Origin of the sequence: Streptomyces sp. CB02959 (assembly GCF_002803155.1) — a bacterium.
In the GTDB taxonomy this organism is placed as follows: domain Bacteria; phylum Actinomycetota; class Actinomycetes; order Streptomycetales; family Streptomycetaceae; genus Streptomyces.
Genome location: NZ_NNBP01000054.1, coordinates 1 through 14,133, shown reverse-complemented (window position 1 = coordinate 14,133; position 14,133 = coordinate 1). Strand labels below are relative to the sequence as shown.

At 72.6% G+C, this 14,133-nt stretch carries 11 protein-coding genes; 6 read left to right on the top strand and 5 right to left on the bottom strand.

The features are described 5' to 3' along the window. Window positions 1–139 precede the first annotated feature (139 nt). The 3 genes from aceB to CG747_RS44925 form a co-directional block, all read right to left on the bottom strand. Entirely contained in the window at window positions 140–1,780 is a 1,641-nt protein-coding gene (aceB, locus tag CG747_RS44935; protein WP_100607662.1) for a malate synthase A, read from the bottom strand. A 367-nt stretch (window positions 1,781–2,147) separates the two neighbouring features. Beyond that, the gene (locus tag CG747_RS44930) at window positions 2,148–2,726 is read right to left on the bottom strand and encodes an NTP transferase domain-containing protein (protein WP_100607661.1); all 579 of its coding nucleotides are present in this window, start codon (window positions 2,724–2,726) and stop codon (window positions 2,148–2,150) included. 136 nt (window positions 2,727–2,862) lie between these two features. Further along, window positions 2,863–3,093, bottom strand: a complete 231-nt coding sequence (locus CG747_RS44925; protein ID WP_100607660.1) for a hypothetical protein — start codon at window positions 3,091–3,093, stop codon at window positions 2,863–2,865. A gap of 566 nt (window positions 3,094–3,659) precedes the next feature. Here CG747_RS44925 and CG747_RS44920 point away from each other — a divergent pair. Both CG747_RS44920 and CG747_RS44915 read left to right on the top strand, forming a co-directional pair. Then, window positions 3,660–5,378: a serine/threonine-protein kinase gene (locus tag CG747_RS44920; RefSeq protein WP_100607659.1), complete on the top strand. Its 1,719-nt coding sequence runs from the start codon at window positions 3,660–3,662 to the stop codon at window positions 5,376–5,378. A 143-nt stretch (window positions 5,379–5,521) separates the two neighbouring features. Next, a complete protein-coding gene (locus CG747_RS44915) occupies window positions 5,522–5,809 on the top strand; it encodes a DUF5955 family protein (protein ID WP_100607658.1) in 288 nt (95 codons plus the stop codon). A gap of 31 nt (window positions 5,810–5,840) precedes the next feature. Here the strand turns inward: CG747_RS44915 and CG747_RS44910 are convergent, their stop codons facing one another. Then, window positions 5,841–6,644 (bottom strand): IclR family transcriptional regulator, encoded by an 804-nt coding sequence (locus CG747_RS44910; RefSeq protein WP_100607657.1) that lies wholly within the window; start codon window positions 6,642–6,644, stop codon window positions 5,841–5,843. Window positions 6,645–6,902: 258 nt separating this feature from the next. Here CG747_RS44910 and CG747_RS44905 point away from each other — a divergent pair, with 258 nt between their 5' ends. The 4 genes from CG747_RS44905 to alc all read left to right on the top strand — a co-directional run bounded on the left by CG747_RS44905 (window position 6,903) and on the right by alc (window position 11,950). Then, complete coding sequence (locus CG747_RS44905) at window positions 6,903–7,709, top strand: aspartate/glutamate racemase family protein (RefSeq protein WP_100607656.1); 807 nt, start codon at window positions 6,903–6,905, stop codon at window positions 7,707–7,709. A 42-nt stretch (window positions 7,710–7,751) separates the two neighbouring features. After that, a complete protein-coding gene (locus tag CG747_RS44900) occupies window positions 7,752–9,305 on the top strand; it encodes an NCS1 family nucleobase:cation symporter-1 (RefSeq protein WP_100607655.1) in 1,554 nt (517 codons plus the stop codon). Window positions 9,306–9,482: 177 nt separating this feature from the next. Continuing rightward, window positions 9,483–10,823 carry an allantoinase AllB gene (gene allB / locus CG747_RS44895; protein ID WP_100607654.1) on the top strand — a complete coding sequence of 447 codons (1,341 nt, stop codon included), beginning with the start codon at window positions 9,483–9,485 and terminating at the stop codon, window positions 10,821–10,823. Next, a complete protein-coding gene (alc, locus tag CG747_RS44890) occupies window positions 10,820–11,950 on the top strand; it encodes an allantoicase (protein WP_100607653.1) in 1,131 nt (376 codons plus the stop codon). Before allB ends, alc begins: the two co-directional genes overlap by 4 nt. A 77-nt stretch (window positions 11,951–12,027) precedes the next feature. Here alc and CG747_RS44885 read toward each other — a convergent pair whose 3' ends face one another. Continuing rightward, complete coding sequence (locus CG747_RS44885; protein ID WP_100607652.1) at window positions 12,028–13,953, bottom strand: beta-N-acetylglucosaminidase domain-containing protein; 1,926 nt, start codon at window positions 13,951–13,953, stop codon at window positions 12,028–12,030. Window positions 13,954–14,133 lie beyond the last annotated feature (180 nt).

Sequence of the window (14,133 nt, the reverse complement as noted above, 5' to 3'; positions counted from 1 at the left end):
GAACGGTGGTGTGCGCGGGCCCTTCGGAGCCGTGGCGGATCGGCCTGGGTCAGCCCGGCTCAGCCCGGATCAGGCCGGCTCAGCCCGGATCAGGCCGGCTCAGCCCGGATCAGGCCGGCTCAGCCCGGATCAGGCCGGCTCAGCCCAGGAGTTCGTACGCCGGCAGGGTGAGGAAGTCGGCGTAGTCGGCGTCCAGGGAGACCTTCAGGAGGAGGTCGTGGGCCTGCTGCCACCTGCCGCCGGTGAAGGCTTCCTCGCCCACCTCGGCGCGGATGGCGGCCAGTTCCTCGGAGGCGATCCGGCGGACCAGGTCGGCGGTGACCTTGGTGCCGGCGTGGCCCTCCTCCGCGAAGACGACACCCGCGTCGACCCACTGCCAGATCTGGGAGCGGGAGATCTCGGCGGTGGCGGCGTCCTCCATCAGGCCGAAGATGGCGACCGCGCCGAGGCCGCGCAGCCAGGCCTCGATGTAGCGGGTGCCGACCTGGACCGCGTCGACCAGGCCCTGGTAGGTGGGCCTGGCGTCCAGCGAGTCGATGGCGATGAGGTCCGCGGCGGCGACCGAGACGTCCTCGCGCAGGCGGTGCTTCTGGTTGGGCGCCTCGCCGAGGACCGCGTCGAAGGAGGCGCGGGCGATCGGCACCAGGTCGGGGTGGGCGACCCAGGAGCCGTCGAAGCCGTCGCCGGCCTCCCGGTCCTTGTCGTTCTTGACCTTGGCCAGGGCCTTCTCGTTGGCCTCGGGGTCCCGGCGGTTGGGGATGAAGGCCGCCATGCCGCCGATCGCGTGCGCCCCGCGCTTGTGGCAGGTGCGGACCAGGAGTTCGGTGTAGGCGCGCATGAACGGGGCGGTCATGGTGACCGCGTTGCGGTCCGGGAGGACGAACTTGGCGCCGCCGTCACGGAAGTTCTTGACGATGGAGAAGAGGTAGTCCCAGCGGCCGGCGTTCAGGCCCGAGGCGTGGTCGCGCAGCTCGTAGAGGATCTCCTCCATCTCGTACGCGGCGGTGATGGTCTCGATGAGGACCGTGGCGCGGACGGTGCCCTGCGGGATGCCGACGTAGTCCTGGGCGAAGACGAAGATCTCGTTCCAGAGGCGGGCTTCCAGGTGGGACTCGGTCTTGGGCAGGTAGAAGTACGGGCCCTTGCCGAGGTCCAGCAGACGCTGGGCGTTGTGGAAGAAGTAGAGGCCGAAGTCGACCAGGGCGCCGGGGACCGGGCGGCCCTCGAACTGCAGGTGGCGCTCCTCCAGGTGCCAGCCGCGCGGTCGCATCACGACCGTGGCGAGCTCCTCGGCCGGCTTGAGGGCGTAGGACTTCCCGGTGCGGGCATCGGTGAAGTCGATCCGGCGCTCGTAGGCGTCGATCAGGTTGAGCTGGCCGTTGACGACGTTCTCCCAGGTGGGAGCCGAGGCGTCCTCGAAGTCTGCGAGCCACACCTTGGCGCCCGAGTTGAGCGCGTTGATCGTCATCTTGCGGTCGGTGGGACCGGTGATCTCCACCCGGCGGTCGTTGAGCGCGGCGGGCGCCTCGGCCACCTTCCAGCTGTCGTCCGCGCGGATCTGCGCGGTTTCGGGGAGGAAGTCCAGCGTGCTGGTCCGGGCGATCTCGGCGCGACGCTCGGCGCGGCGGGCGAGCAGCTCATCGCGGCGGGGGGTGAACCGCCGGTGCAGCTCGGCAACGAAGGCGAGCGCGGCGTCGGTGAGGACCTCGCCCTGCCGTTCCGGGGTGTGTGCGGGGTCGACTTCGACGATGGCCAGCGGGGACGGCGCTGGTGCGGACATGAGCTGTCACTCCATTCAGCGGCGGTGCCTGGCGGCCGCCGGGGCACCTGTGCGGCACGGGGTGCCGCGGTTCCGAGATACGGTCGCGGGCGCCGTACGGGTAGCAGGGCGCTTCTGACCAGTGGAGACTAGTTTCCTTATCGCGGAACTTCAATGGTTTGTTGACGTCGAGATTCTCTGAGTCGACAGAAGTGCTGATCGAATGGCTCTCGGTGCCACAGTGGTCACTCTCCATTACCGCCGCCCCGAGGCGGCGGTTTCGCGTCAACCTGCCGCCGCGGCGGGCGTTCTGGTGGCCCGGCGCCCCGCCCGCCGCAGAATGTGCGGCACCCCGTCGGGCGGCAGGTGCCCGCCCGGCGGCCTCTGGTCACTCCAACCGCCGTAGATCTTCCGGCGTGTCGATGTCGTACGCCTCGGCCACATCGCCGCACTCGACGAGCGCGACCGCCCCGGCGTGCCGCCGGAGATAGGCCCGCGCCCCGCGATCGCCCTCCGCGCTCGCCGCGATGTCCGCCCAGCGCTCCGCGCCGAACAGCACCGGATGCCCCCGCTCGCCCCCGTACGCCGCGGCCGCCAGCGCGTCCCGCCCGGTGTACGCGGCCACCACCCGGGCCACCGCGGCGGCGCCGATGCCCGGCTGGTCGACGAGCGACACCACCACCGCGTCCGCCCCCGAACCGGCCAGCGCGGTCAGGCCCACCCGGAGCGACGAGCCCATGCCCTGGGCCCAGTCCGGGTTGACCGAGATGCCGTAGCCGGCCAGCTCGGCCCGGGTCCGGACGGTCTCGGCGGCCGCGCCCAGCACGATGTGCACCGGTCCGCAGCCGCCGTCCCGCAGCACCCGTGCGGCGTGCTCGACCAGCGGGCGTCCCCGGTGGTCGAGCAGTGCCTTGGGTCGTCCCCCCAGCCGTCGACCGCCGCCCGCGGCGAGCAGCAGTCCGGCCACCTTCCCCTCGGGCCGTACGGCCCCCGCTTTCCCCCCGGCGCCTGCGCGCTCCCCTGGATGTGCCATGGGAACTGCTTACCTCATGGCGTCGCGCGGCGCCCCCCTGCCGCCCGGAATCAGGCGGCGCCGGCCCGGGTCAGGCCGCGTCCCCCGCCGTCCGCTGCCGCGGGATCCGCGGCTGCAGCCGGTCCCGGAGGTGCGCGGTCCGCTCGTCCGCGTGCCGGCCCTCGCTGACGTAACGGTGTATGTGCTCCTCGGTGATCTCGGAGGCGTCGGCCAGGCCGTACGCCCGGCAGATGAGCTGGATGACGCTGAGGTACCGGGAGTCGGGGCCGGGGTGGGGGTCGGGGCCTGGGTTGGGCTCCATGGCGTTCTCCGATCCAGTGGTCCAGTGATGTGCGATTCGGTGATATGCCGGACATTTCCCGGAAGGGAGAATGCTCCATCGCGCGGCGCCGTACGCCTTGTACGGGATACGCCCACGCCAACGGGTGCCCGCGGGAACGCACGTACTGACGCATGGTCAAGCGGTCGGCGGGTATTCGCGCGTGGCGTGCGGGGGCTATGCGCGTACCGCACGCGGCCCGAGGGCGCCCGGGGCCGGGGCGAAGCCGGCCGCGGGGTCGGGGAATCGGGGGGCGAGAGGTGAAATCCGGCCAGGGGGAGCGGGTGGGGGCGACGGGGCGGGGCGGGCTGCGACGGCGCGTGCGCCCGTCCTGACGCATGAGCAAGTCGCGTGCGGGAGGCGGGTGATGTGGCGGGGGGCCGGTTGCCGTGCGGCAAATGCCGTACCGGTGTCGCCGGCGGTGCCCGGCCGCGATGCCGCGGTGCGGCGTCCGGCCGGATAAAGTTCTGCTCCGTTGCGGACGTCCGGCCGCCGCGGACGCGGTGGCCCGGGTCGTCGGGGCCGCGAGGCAGAGTCGGGGGATGTGAGTGGTGAACGGTGCGGAGCCGTGCGGGATCTTCCAGCCGCTGGAGGGTGACGACCCGCGGGCGATAGCGGGCTACCGCCTGACGGCGAGGCTCGGCTCCGGCGGGATGGGCAAGGTCTACCTCTCGTACACGCCCGGCGGCCGCCCGGTGGCCATCAAGGTGATCCGGCCCGAGTTCAGCGAAGACGCGGAGTTCCGCCGCCGGTTCACGCAGGAGGTGCACGCCGCGCAGCGGGTCCAGGGGCTGTTCACCGCTCCGGTGATCGACAGCGACACCGCCGGCCCGATGCCCTGGCTCGCCACCGCCTACGTTCCCGGCCCCGCGCTCTCCACTGCCGTCGCCGAACACGGCCGACTCCCCGTCCCCACAGTGCTGTTGCTGGTCGCCGGGATCGCCGAGGCGCTCCAGGTCATCCACCGCGCGGGCATCGTCCACCGCGACCTGAAGCCCTCCAACGTCCTGCTGGCCGCCGACGGCCCGCGCGTCATCGACTTCGGCATCGCCCGCGCCGCCGAAGCGCCCTCCCTGACCGGCAGCGGGGTCACCGTCGGCACCCCCACCTTCATGGCGCCCGAACAGGCGGCGGGCACCTCGATCACCCCCGCCGCCGACGTCTTCGCGCTCGGCCAGGTCGCGGCGTACGCGTCCACCGGCGTCCCGGCCTTCGGCGTGGGCACCGCGCACGGCGTCCTCTACCGCATCGTCCACGAGGAGCCCGACCTCTCCCGAATACCCGACGAGCTGCGGGAGTTGGTGGTCCGCTGCCTGGCCAAGGACGTGGCCGGCCGGCCGTCCGTCGCCGAGGTCATCGCGCTGTGCGCCGCCGCCTCCGGCCAGACCCAGCTGCGCCGCCCCGAGGACTGGCTCCCCACCGCCGTCGCTGCCGACCTCACCACCCGTGCCGCCGCCCCGGCCCCCCGGCTCCCGCCGCCCCCGGAGGCCCACGAGGCCGGCGTCGCGACCCACCCGGCGCAGCCACCGGCCCCGCCCGCCGCCCCGGTGCCGACCGTGCTGGACCACCCCCGCACCCCGCCGCCCGGCTTCGGAGCGGCGGCGTCCGCCCCGCCCGCCGGCACGTCGGCTCCCCGGCCTCCCAAGAAGAGGCGCAGGGGACCGGCCGTGGCTCTGGTGCTGGCCGGCGCGCTGGCCGTCGCGGGCGCGGCCGGCGGCGCGGTCTACGTCGTGATGAAGAGCGACGGCCGGACGAAGACCGACCAGGCCGCCGACCACAAGCCGAAGACCGTCACCGGAACGCCGACCCCCACCGACTCCCCGAGCGGCGGCGACACCGGATCCGACACCCCTCAGCCGCCGCAGGAGGATCCGCAGCCGGTCGACACCGAGGGCATCGACCTGCCCCACGGCTACCACCTGTCCTTCGCCGACGACCCGGTCACGCCGAAGAACACGCACGCCGAGGAGGCCGACGCCGCGCTCGACGGGAACGACAACTCGGACGGCGGTATCCACGCTCCTGACGGAAAGCTGGTGCTGCTCGAATCAGGCCAGGAGGGCACGCTCGACACGTGCCGCAGCGATACCCGCTTCACCTCGCGCGTGGACATCAGTCTGCTCACCGAGGGCTCGCGGATGTGCCTGACCACCAGCAGCGGCACGATCGCGCTGATCACGTTCCAGGGCAAGTCGGCGGACTCGGACCCGAGCAGCTATGTGACCCTCGATGTCCGGGTCTGGCGCAACGCGGTGGACCCGCAGTAGGGCTCCTGGGCGCCGGTGATCGGTTTTTTCGCTCTCCGTATGGCGCGGGCGGCGCAGAGTGGCGTTAACTGTCCCGCATCGCGGAACGGGCAACGGCCTGGGAGGACGCCGTCGTTGTGGAACAGCTGCAGAGAGACAGCCGCATGACCGGGGACGGGAACGACCCGAGGGTCCGCGCATTACGGATGGCGGTGGCTCGGCTCCGCCGCCAACTGGCCGTTCTGCCCGGCGAGTTGCCGGACCGGTCGACGGCCGACGACGAACTGGCCGCACTGGACGCGATGGTGAGCCACGGCGCACCCGAAGTGACCCGGCTGCGCCGTTCGCTGCTGTTGATAGCCGGCGCGGTGGGCTCGGTGAGCGCGCTGTCGTCGGCGCTGTCCGAGGTCCGCGAGCGGATCGACGGCTTCGGCGAGCTGCCGGGCGGGTGAGACGACCCGGGCGGGACGCCTCACCCGGACATTACGCCGGCGCCTGGTTGGCCAGCGCCACCGACAGCTGGGCCGCCACTTCCTGGAGCACCGGGATGATCTTGTCCGTCGCGGCCTCCGTGACCCGGCCGGTCGGCCCGGAGATGGAGATCGCCGCGGAGGTGGGCGAATTGGGGACCGGGACCGCGAGGCAGCGGACGCCGATCTCCTGCTCGTTGTCGTCGACCGCGTAACCGAGGCGGCGGACGTCGGCCAGGGCGTCGAGGAAGCTCTCCGGGTCCGTGATGGTCTTCTCGGTCGCGGCGGGCATGCCCGTACGGCCGAGGAGCGCGCGGACCTCCTCCGGGGGGTGGTTGGCCAGCAGGGCCTTGCCGACGCCGGTGGAGTGCGGCAGCACGCGGCGGCCGACCTCGGTGAACATCCGCACCGCGTGCCGGGACGGGACCTGCGCGACGTAGACGATCTCGTCCCCGTCCAGGAGGGCCATGTTGGCGGTCTCGCCGGTCTCCTCCACGAGGCGGGCCAGGAACGGCCGGGCCCAGGTGCCCAGCAGCCGGGAGGCGCTCTCGCCGAGCCGGATCAGGCGCGGGCCGAGGGCGTACCGGCGGTTGGGCTGCTGGCGGACGTAGCCGCAGGCGACCAGCGTGCGCATCAGGCGGTGGATGGTGGGCAGCGGCAGGCCGCTGCTGGCCGAGAGCTCGCTCAGGCCCACCTCGCCGCCGGCGTCGGCCATCCGCTCCAGGAGGTCGAAGGCGCGCTCAAGGGACTGGACCCCGCCGCTGGCGCCTGCGGGCTTGGCATCGGCGGCGGAGGTGCTGGCGCTGGACGGCGGCACGTCGCGTTCCTTTCGGGGCGGGTCGGATCGGTCTCGGCTCTACGCCTTACGGGCGCCGGGCCCGACCGGAGCAGCCTACCGGTCACACCGCGCAGGCACACCGCGTATCGCACACTCGTTCCCGCCGGTCAGCGCCCGTATGCCCCAAGGTGCCACCTCCTTGCCGAGATCTCTTGACGGTGCCAGTGGCCATAGCTACGTTCTGCTGCGCGAAACCTACTGTCCATTCTGTGGAATCCTCCAAATCGTTGGAGCGTCATGCGCATTCTCGTCATGAACCCGAACACCACGGCTTCCATGACCGCTTCGATCCGCGCCACCGCCACCGCGGTCGCCGCGCCGGGCACCGAGATCCTCGCCACCGAACCCCTCTGGGGGCCCGAGTCCATCGAAGGCCACTTCGAGGGGTACCTCAGCGCCGCCGCCGTCCTGGACCGGCTCGCCACCCTGGACACCCCGTTCGACGCGCTGGTCATGGCCGGCTTCGGCGAACCCGGCCGGGAGGGCGCCCAGGAACTGCTGGACGTCCCCGTCCTGGACATCACCGAGTGCGCGGCGCAGATGGCGCTGATGCTCGGCCACGCGTACGGCATCGTCACCACCCTCGACCGTGCCGTGCCGCAGATCCGCGACCGGCTGCTGACCGCCGGGCTGCTCCAGCGCTGCGCCTCGGTCCGCGGCACCGGGCTCGGGGTGCTGGAGCTGGAGGAGGACCCGGAGCGCACCGTCGCGGTGATCATCGAGACCGCCCGCGAGGCGGTCCGGGACGGCGCGGAGGTGATCTGCCTGGGGTGCGGTGGAATGGCCGGGCTCCAGGAGAAGGTCGCGGCGGCGCTGGGAGTGCCCGTCGTGGACGGCGTCGCCGCCGCGGTGAAGTTCGCGGAGGCGGTGGTCGGCCTCGGTCTGACCACCAGTACGCAGCGCAGCTTCGCCCCGCCCCGCCCCAAGGCCATCGGCTCCTGGCCGTTGAGCAGCCACCTCGCGCGCTCGGCCGCGGGGGAGTGGGGCCGCATGCAGGATTCCGCCCGGCACACCGAATTTTCCGCGAAGACATCAGGCATCTGACGACTGACACCTAAGCTCCACCCGACCTGCCTGGGAGGACACATGAGTACATCCCCGCAGCACCGTCCGGGACCGCCGGACCCGAGGCTCTACAACGAGGACCTCGCACCGGCGGCGAAGCGCACCTGGGGCACCTACAGCATCTTCGCGCTGTGGATGTCCGACACCCACGCGATCAGCAACTACGCCTTCGCCGCCAGCCTCTTCGTGCTGGGGCTGCCGGCCTGGGAGGTGTTCACCGCACTGCTGGCCGGCATCACGATCGTCTACTGGCTGATGAACCGGATGGGGCATGCCGGGCACCGCACCGGGGTTCCCTACCCGGTGCTCGCCCGCGCGAGCTGGGGCGTCTACGGCGCCAACATCCCGGCACTGCTGCGCGCGGTGATGGCGGTGGCCTGGTACGGCATCCAGACCTGGCTGGCCTCCACGGCCGTGGTGCTGCTGACGCTGCAGATCGCGCCCGGTCTCGACGCGTACAACCACAACTCGGTGCTGGGGCTGTCCACCCTCGGCTGGATCGCGTTCATGGTGATGTGGGGCCTGCAGGCCGCCCTGCTGACCCGGGGGATGGAGTTCATCCGCAAGGTCCAGGACTTCGCGACCGGGCCGGTGGTCTGGCTGGTGGTGCTGGCGCTGGCGGTGTACCTCGTCGTCAAGGCGCACGGTGACATCTCGCTGACCCGCAGCCTGACCGGGCTCAGCGGCACCGCGCAGGTCCAGCAGAGCCTGATCGCGGTCAGCCTGACCGTGGCCACCTTCCTGACCCTGGTCCTGAACTACGCCGACTTCGCCCGCTTCACCCCCGACCACCGCTCCTACCGGCGGGGCAACCTCATCGGGCTGCCGGTGAACTTCACCGCCTTCGCGGTGGTCGCCGTCCTGGTCACCGCCGGCACCATCGCGGTCTTCGGCGAGGCGATCTACGACCCGGTGAAGGTGATCCAGAAGATCGACAACCCGGTGGTCACCGTCATCGGCGCGCTGGCCTTCATCGTCGCCACCATCGGCATCAACGTCGTCGCCAACTTCGTCTCGCCCGCCTACGACTTCGCCAACCTGATGCCGAAGTACCTGGACTTCAAGCGCGGCGGCATGATCACCGCGGTGCTGGCGGTGCTGGTCATGCCCTGGAAGCTGTACTCCTCGGCGCTGGTGATCCAGTACTTCCTGGGCGCGCTGGGGGCCTTCCTCGGCCCGCTGGTGGCGATCCTGCTCGTCGACTACTACCTGGTGCGACGGGGGCGGATCGACGTCGACGCGCTGTTTTCAGCCGATGCGGCCGGCGCCTACTTCTACCGCGGGGGCTACAACCCGAAGGCCGTGATCGCGTTCCTGCCGGCCGCCGCGGTCTCCGCCTCGCTGGCGCTGATTCCGGCCTTCGACGCCGTGGCGCCGTTCTCCTGGATCTTCGGTATGGCGCTCTCCGCGCTGCTCTACGCCGCGGTCTCGCGCCGTGACCGGGTCGCGGCGGGTGCCGGTCCGATCCCGCAGGACATCATCTCGTCGCAGGTCAGGGGCGAGATGGTGGAGGAGGTCGAGGAGCCGGAGCGGTCCGGTGCGATCGCCGGGCCGGCCGCCGCACAGGGGTCTTGACGGGCCGGGGTCCTGAGTGAAGACTCATTCAACAGACTGTTGAATTCCGTATAGCGCCGGTTCACACCGACATTCCGGGGTTCCCGGGATTCCGCGCCAGGGGTGGCACGGCCCGCGGCAGCCGTGCCCCGCACGCGCCGGCGCGCGACGATGAAACAACCATATGGGAGGTACTGGGTGTCCGAAATAGAGCTGGTGCTGCGTTCCACGCGCGTCGTCACCCCGGAGGGGACGCGGGCCGCGTCCGTCACCGTCAAGGACGGGAAGATCGTCGCCGTCCTGCCGCACGACGCCGCGGCCCCGGCCGGCGCCCGGGTGGAGGACTTCGGCGACGACGTCCTGCTGCCCGGCCTCGTGGACACCCACGTGCACGTCAACGACCCCGGCCGCACCGAGTGGGAGGGCTTCTGGACGGCCACCCGCGCGGCCGCGGCCGGCGGCATCACCACGCTCGTGGACATGCCGCTCAACAGCCTCCCGCCCACCACGACCGTGGACAACCTCGACACCAAGCGCGAGGTCGCCCGCAGCAAGGCGCACATCGACGTCGGCTTCTGGGGCGGCGCCATCCCCGGCAACGTCAAGGACCTGCGCCCGCTCCACGAGGCCGGCGTGTTCGGCTTCAAGTGCTTCCTGTCGCCCTCCGGCGTCGACGAGTTCCCGGAGGTCGACCAGGAGCAGCTGGCGGCGGCGCTCGGCGAGATCGCCGCCTTCGACGGACTGCTGATCGTGCACGCCGAGGACCCCGGCCACCTGGGTGCCGCCCCCGAGGCGCACGGCCCCAAGTACGCCGACTTCCTCGCCTCCCGCCCCCGGGTCTCCGAGAACGACGCCATCGCCGGCCTGATCGAGCTGGCCCGGAAGCTGGACGCGCGGGTGCACGTGCTGCACCTCTCCTCCAGCGACGCGCTGCCGCTGATCGCCGCCGCCCGCGCCGACGGCGTCAAGATCACCGTCGAGACCTGCCCGCACTTCCTGACCCTGACCGCCGAGGAGATCCCGGACGGCGCCACCGAGTTCAAGTGCTGCCCGCCGATCCGCGAGGCCGGCAACCAGGACGCCCTGTGGCAGGGACTGGCCGACGGCACCATCGACTGCATCGTCTCCGACCACTCGCCCTCCACCACCGACCTCAAGACCCCCGACTTCGGTACGGCCTGGGGCGGCATCTCCTCCCTCCAGCTCGGCCTGCCGGCCATCTGGACCACCGCCCGGGAGCGCGGCCACAGCCTGGAGGACGTGGTCCGCTGGATGTCCGCCGCCCCCGCGGAGCTGGTCGGCCTCGGCAGCAAGGGCGCCATCGAGCCCGGCCGGGACGCCGACTTCGCGGTCCTGGCGCCCGACGAGACCTTCACCGTCGACCCCGCCGAACTCCAGCACCGCAACAAGATCACCGCGTACGCCGGGAAGACCCTGTACGGCGTCGTCCGCTCCACCTGGCTGCGCGGCCGGAAGATCAACGACGGCACCACCCTCACCGAGCCCCTCGGTGAACTCCTCGAAAGGCCGCGCGCATGACCACCGGCGAGCTCCCGCGCTACACCGGGGACGCCAGCCCCTACGGCGGCGGCGACCCCTACGCCGACTACCGCACCCCCGGTCCGGCCGGCTTCCCCTTCTCCCGCCTGCCCGACCTCGCCGACCGGCGGCTCGGCGCCGGGGTGCTCGCCGCCAACGACGAGTTCTTCGCCGAGCGGGAGAACCTGCTCAAGCCCGAGGCGGCCCACTTCGACCCCGAGGCGTTCGGCCACAAGGGCAAGATCATGGACGGCTGGGAGACCCGTCGGCGCCGCGGCACCGACGGCGACCACCCGTTCCCGGCCGAGGAGGACCACGACTGGGCGCTGATCCGGCTCGGCGCCCCCGGCGTGATCCGCGGCATCGTCGTCGACACCGCGCACTTCCGCGGCAACTACCCGCAGTCGGTCAGCATCGAGGGCGCCTGCGTCGAGGGCTCCCCGTCGCCGGCCGAACTCCTCGCCGACGGCGTCAAGTGGACCCCGCTCGTCCCGCGCACCGCCCTCGGCGGGCACGCCGCCAACGGCTTCGCCGTCACCGCCGAGCAGCGCTTCACCCACCTGCGGCTCAACCAGCACCCCGACGGCGGCATCGCCCGCCTCCGGGTCCACGGCGAGGTCGCCCCGGCACCCCGCTGGCTGGCCGCGCTGGGCACCTTCGACCTCGCCGCGCTGGAGAACGGCGGCCAGGTCGAGGACGCCTCGGACCGCTTCTACTCCTCGCCCACCAACACCATCCAACCGGGCCGGTCCCGCAAGATGGACGACGGCTGGGAGACCCGGCGCCGCCGCGGCACCGGCAACGACTGGGTGCGCTACCGCCTCACCGGGCAGTCCGTGATCCGCGCCGTGGAGATCGACACCGGCTACCTCAAGGGCAACTCGGCCGGCTGGGCGGCCCTGTCCGGACGCGACGGCGAGCGCGGCGACTGGGTCGAACTGCTGCCCCGCACCCGGCTCCAGCCCGACACCGTCCACCGCTTCCTGCTGGACGCCGCGCCCGCGGTGACCCACGTCCGGCTGGACATCTTCCCCGACGGCGGGATCGCCCGGCTCCGGCTGCACGGCGCGCTCACCGAGGAAGGGGCGGCGCGGTTGGCCGCCCGCCACCAGGAGCTGGGCGGCTGACCGACCCGATCCGGCGCGCCGCGCGGCCCTGACGATCCGTCAGGGCCGCGCGGCGTTCCCGGCGGCACGGGATCACCTCATCGCGCGCCCCGCCCGGCCAGCGCGTCCGCGACGAAGGTGTCCAGCACCCCGTCGCCGACCACCACCGGGATCCGCTTCCCCTTCATGTCCACGTAGACGTACGCCTTCGCCTTCGCCACCAACCCCGGGATGCTCTCCCGCAGTTGACGGGCCGTCGCCTCGTCGCCCGCCCGGTCCGCCTCGACCAGGCGCAGGGCGTTGCGCGCCGCGACCGCCCAGGCGCGGGTGGCGTCCAGCCACGGCGCGCTCTCCCGGGCGAAGCCGCGGTCGGGGAGCCGGTCGCGCAGCACACCGGGCGCCTCCTGGAGGCCGCGCAGCACCGCGTCCAGCTGCCGGGCCGTGCCGCCGTGGTGGAACCGGTCGAGGGCGGCGGACAGTTCGGGCGCCTGCCGCGGGTTGATGGCCGAGGTGTAGTTGACGTCCGCGAAGGCTCGCAGGGCGCGGGCGGTGCGGGCGTCGCCGCGGGCCAGCTCCTCGATGGCCAGGCTCCAGGAGGCCCGCGCGTCGTACGCCCGGTCGTTCCAGGTGTAGTCGGCGACGGTGGCCAGCGCCAGCTTGGACGCGGCGGGCTGGATCATCGGGTTGGCGGTGATCCCGGCCAGCCGGCCCGGGACCCCCGGCGCCCGCCCGTTGTACGGCCCGAGCATCAACCGCTTGCTGACGTAGTCGTTGACCGGGTAGTTGTCCCAGAGCAGGATCGGGTGGCCGAAGAGCTTTTGGGCCTGGTCGGCCTGGGCGGCGGTCATGGTCGGCGCGATCACGCCCACGCCCGTCCACTCCACCAGCACGTTCGCGTCCAGCTTGGCGGCGAGCGCCGCCTTGTACGGCGTCGCCTTCAGGTCGTAGTACTCGGTCGGCACCATCTGGAGCGGCCGGGCGCCCGGATGGCGCGCGACGAACTGCCGGTTGACCTGGTTGAGCAGCTGGGCCTGCGCGGTTCCGGCCGCCCCGCCGCCGGTCCCGAACTTCTCCTTGTCCGCGGCGCAGTTCCACTTGGTGTAGCTGATGTCGTCCAGCGGTACCGCGAAGGTCCGCACCCCGATGTCCCACAGGGTCCCGAACTTGGCGGTCAGCGCCTTGACGTCGGCGGCCGAGCTGTAGCAGACGGACAGCCCGGGGGAGAGGGCGTAGGTGAACTCCACGTGCCGGGCCCGCGCCCGGTCCACCAGCTCCTTGATGCGGCGCAGCTGGTCCGCGGGGTAGGAATCGCGCCACTTCTCCCGCAGATAGGCGTCGTCCTTGGGGGAGTAGACGTAGATGTTCATCTTGTGCCGGGCGGCGAAGTCCAGCTGGTCGAGGCGGGCGGCGTGGGACCACGGGGTGCCGTAGAAACCCTCGATGACGCCGCGCAGCGGGGTCGCCGGCCAGTCCCGGACGACGGCGCCGGGCACGCGGGCGCCCGGGCGGTCGCGGTGCGGCAGCAGCTGGGCCAGCGTCTGTGCGGCGTAGTACGTGCCGGTGGCGTCCCGGCCGGCCAGCGCGATCCGGCCGCGGCCCGCGGCCAGCACATAGCCCTCGGCCGGGAGCCCGGAGGTGCCGCGTGCCCCCAGCTCCTCAAGGGCCCGCCGTGCGCCCGGCCCGTCCACGAGGACGGTCAGCCGCCCCTTCTGCGGGGCGGCCCGGCCGGTGCGTACGACGCGCTGGGCGCCCGCGGCCTTCAGGGACTTCGTCACCAGCGCCAGCGCCGGGCCATCGGTCCCCGGCCCGGCGACGAGGGCCACGGTGGAGGTGACGGTGAGGTGGTCGGAGCGGTCGTGGACGGACTGCGGGGCGGGGGAGAGGGCGGCGGTGGCGGGTCTGGCCTGGGGGCCGTCGGCCCCCGGGGCCGGTGCGGCGCCGGACGGCCCCGCCATGCCCGCCAGTGGGATCACGGCCAGGGCCACGGCGAGGCTGGTGGCTGCCGCGGTGCGCGTACGGTGCATCCTTCGGTCCTCCTCGGTGCAGCGAGGTTCACGGACGAGTCTGGTGCGTGCGCCGCGCCGCGGACGCACTGCCGGGCGCGCGTCGGGCACGGTGCGGCAGCAGGGTTCACCCGATCGCCGGGGCGGGGCAAGGGGGCCCGGCCCGGCGGGACCTGACACGTCCTAGAAGGCTCATGAAGA